1 protein-coding gene is annotated in these 3,450 nt (G+C 65.3%); it reads left to right on the forward strand.

Going from position 1 to position 3,450, the window contains the following annotated elements:
• Positions 1–3,450 (forward strand): non-ribosomal peptide synthetase (locus tag AACY31_RS28330; protein ID WP_339505589.1); only part of this gene is annotated, 3,450 nt, incomplete at both ends.

Consider the following 3,450-nt stretch of genomic DNA (forward strand, 5'->3'; position numbering starts at 1 on the left):
CACTGGCACCACCCAGTTCGACGTCAGCCTGTCCCTCAACGACGACGGCGATTGCATCAGCGGCCAGTTCGAATACGCCACCGACCTGTTCGATGAAAGCACCATCGCCCGTTGGGGCCAGCACTTGTTGCACCTGCTCGACGCCATGCTCGACGATGCGACGCAGCCCCTGGCGACTCTACCGTTGCTGGACAACCTGCAACGTCGGCAACTGCTCGGCGGTTTCAACCAGACCCACGCCCCCTTCCCCGAAGGCAGGCTGGTGCATGAATGGTTCGAACAGCATGCGCAGGCCCAGCCACAGGCCATCGCGGTCCAGGCAGAGGGTGCTCAGCTCAGCTACGCCGAACTCAATGCCCGGGCCAACCGCGTCGCTCACCGTTTGATCGCCGCCGGCCTGCGTCCGGATGAGCGCGTGGCGCTGCTGGTGGAGCGCAGCCCCGAGATGATCATTGGCATCCTGGCCATCCTCAAGGCCGGCGGCGCCTATGTGCCGCTGGACCCGAATTATCCGCAGGATCGTTTGCAGCACATGCTCAGCGACAGCTCGCCTCGGGTACTGCTCAGCCAAGGCCTCCTGGCCGAACAGCTGCCGCCGCTGCAGATCGCGCAATTGTCGCTGGACGACACAGCCAAAGGTGATGACCACAACCCACGAGTCGAAGGCTTGACCTCCCGGCACCTGGCCTACGTCATGTACACCTCCGGCTCCACGGGCAAACCGAAAGGGGTGATGCTCGAGCACCGTTCGGTGTGCAACCAGATCGGTGCCCTGCAAGCGCGCTATGGCCTCAACCCTCACGATCGCGTCCTGCAATTCGCCACCATGACGTTCGACATGTCAGTGGAAGAGATTTTTGGTGCATTGCTGTCCGGTGCCACCCTGGTTTTGCGCAGCGATGCCTGGATTGCCGGCACTGCGGCCTTCGCCACGCTGTGCGAACAACAGGCAATCACCGTCGCGAACCTGCCAACGGTGTTCTGGCAACAGGTCAGCCGTGACCAACATGTGCCGCTGCCGACCTCGCTGCGCCAGTTCATGATCGGTGGCGAAGCGGTGGGCAAGCAGGCCGTGAGCCAATGGTTCGCCCGTGCTGGCCATCGTCCGGCGCTGTTCAACGCCTACGGCCCGACCGAGGCCACCGTGAACGCCTCGATCCGCCTGATGGAAAGCGACCACGATGATTTCCGCTCCATCGGCAAACCGGTGCGCAACACCCAACTGCATGTGCTCGATGCCAGCGGCAACCTGGTTCCGCTCGGGGTTGCCGGCGAGATTCACATTGGCGGCGTCGGTGTCGCTCGCGGGTACCTCAATCGCCAGGCGTTGACGGCCGAGCGCTTCATCGCTGACCCGTTCAGCACCGACCCGGACGCCCGCCTGTACAAGACCGGCGACCTCGGCCGCTGGTTAGCCGATGGCACCCTGCAGTACCTGGGACGCAACGACGACCAGGTGAAGATCCGCGGTTTCCGTGTAGAACTGGGCGAGATCGAAGCCATCCTCGCCGGCTGCGCGGGGGTACGTGAAGCGGTGGTGGTGGCCCAGGAAAGCAAACCGGGCCAATCGGACAGCAAGCGCTTGATCGCCTACCTGTGCGGTGAGCCGGTGTCGGTGGAGCAATTGCGCAGCGCATTACTGGCGACCCTGCCCGACTACATGGTGCCCACCGCCTTCGTCCAACTCGAGGCCCTGCCGTTGACCCCCAACGGCAAGCTGGACCGCCGCGCCCTGCCCGCACCGGGCCAGGACGCGTTCGCCAGCCGAGCCTACGAGGCCCCGCGGGGAGAGATCGAACATATCGTCGCGACCGTCTGGCAAGACTTGCTGGGCATCGAGAAAGTCGGCCGGCATGACCGCTTCTTTGAACTCGGCGGGCATTCGCTGCTGGCCGTGAGCCTGATCGATCGCCTGCGCCAGCATGGCCTGAGCGCCACGGTACGCACCGTGTTCACCGCGCCCAGCCTGGGGGAAATGGCCCAGGCCCTGAGTCGCAACGACGAGGCCTCGTTCCTGGCCCCGGCCAACCGCATCCCGGCCGATTGCACGGCACTGACACCGGACATGTTGCCCCTGGTGGCGCTGACCCCAGCGCAGTTGGAACGGATCGTCAGCGCCGTACCCGGCGGAGCCGCGAACATTCAGGACATCTACCCCCTGGCCCCGTTGCAACAGGGCATCCTGTTCCATCACTTGCTCGGGCATGAAGGCGATGCCTATCTGGTGCGCTCGATGATCGAGTTTGACGACCGCCAGCGCCTTGATGCCTTCACCGTCGCCTTGCAACAGGTGATCGACCGCCACGACATCCTGCGCAGTGCCGTGCATTGGGTCGGCCAGCCGCAAGCGGTCCAGGTGGTTCAGCGCCAAGCCGTGCTGCCGATCCAACCCATCACCCTGGCCGCCGATGAGGATCCGCGTACTCAGCTGGAGCGCTTGAGCGATCCACGCCACCTGCGCCTGGATTTGCAACAGGCGCCACTGATGCGCGCCTGCATCGCCCAGGATCCGCATTCCGAACGCTGGTGGCTGGCCCTGCTGGACCACCACATGATCAGCGACCACGTGTCCCTGGGCATCGTCCTCGAGGAAATCCAGCGGCTGATGCAGGGTCAGGGCGCCCACCTGCCGGCGCCGATGCCTTATCGCGAATTTGTCGCCCAGGTGCTCGCCACGCCGCCCCAGACCCATGAAGGCTACTTCACCCGCCGCCTGGCCAGTATCGAGGAACCCACCGCACCGTTCGGCGTGCTGGACGTCCAGGGCGACGGTGCCCAGGTGGTGGAGACCAGCGTGCGTCTCGACCGGGCCCTGAGCCTGCGAATCCGCACTCAATCGCGTCAGGCCGGGGTGACACCGGCCGTGCTGTTTCATATCGCTTGGGCCCAGGTGCTCGGACGCTGCACCGGCGGCGACGACGTGGTCTTCGGCACCGTGGTTGCCGGGCGCCTGCAAGGCTCACTGGGCGCCGATCGGGCCCTTGGCGTGTTCATCAACACCTTGCCGGTACGGGTACAACTGGCCGAGTTCGGCGTCAGTGCGCTGGTGGACGCAACCTATCGCGACCTCAGCGAACTGCTCGCCCACGAACAGGCCTCCCTGGCCCTGGCCCAACGTTGCAGCGGTGTGGGCGCAGGCCTACCGCTGTTCACCACGCTGCTCAACTACCGCCATCAGACCGACGGCGGCTCGCTGGCCAATGAAGACCAGATCCTGGCCTGGGACGGTGTGCGCTTCCTGAGCAACGAAGCCCGCACCAACTACCCGATCGAAGTGGCCGTGGCGGATGAAGGCGACGATTTCTCCGTGACCGCGCAATCCATCACAGGCATCGACCCACAACGCATCGCCGCCTACCTCGCCCAGGCCGTCAGCGCATTGGTCGAAGCCCTTGAACAGGCCCCGGAGCGCCTCGCCAGCCAACTGGACGTGGTGCCGGCCAGCGAGCG

It is taken from the genome of Pseudomonas sp. RL_105y_Pfl2_101 (assembly GCF_963970585.1).
In the GTDB taxonomy this organism is placed as follows: domain Bacteria; phylum Pseudomonadota; class Gammaproteobacteria; order Pseudomonadales; family Pseudomonadaceae; genus Aquipseudomonas.